The sequence below is a fragment of the Pseudomonas sp. SIMBA_041 genome (genome assembly GCF_046535095.1).
In the GTDB taxonomy this organism is placed as follows: Bacteria; Pseudomonadota; Gammaproteobacteria; order Pseudomonadales; family Pseudomonadaceae; genus Aquipseudomonas; species Aquipseudomonas mucoides.
The window spans coordinates 1-236 of record NZ_JAWRXJ010000934.1; the positions used below are offsets into that span (position 1 = coordinate 1).

The following is a 236-nucleotide window of genomic DNA, read 5'->3' on the forward strand; positions in this document are numbered from 1 at the left end:
GGTCATCGGTGTGTTTATCTTGCAGCAAGAAGCTTTGAGTCTAATTAGTAACTTGATTTACCGTATCAAGGTAGGTTACTTAGATGTGCCTGACTCTCTTAAAGATTTACCTATCATCGGCCAGCAAGTCAAAGATGTACTTTGGCGTATCAATAAAAACCCAGAAGGAACGCTAGAAGCTTTTCGCATTTGGGTTCAGTCGCATTTATATTATGGCAAAATAGCATTCGATGTGG

General features: G+C 39.8%; 1 protein-coding gene. It reads left to right on the forward strand.

What is annotated here, in order from left to right; genetic code table 11:
- Window positions 1-236, forward strand: a 236-nt coding sequence (locus SB725_RS33875; RefSeq protein WP_410923781.1) for a hypothetical protein, incomplete at both ends; no start/stop codon positions are given.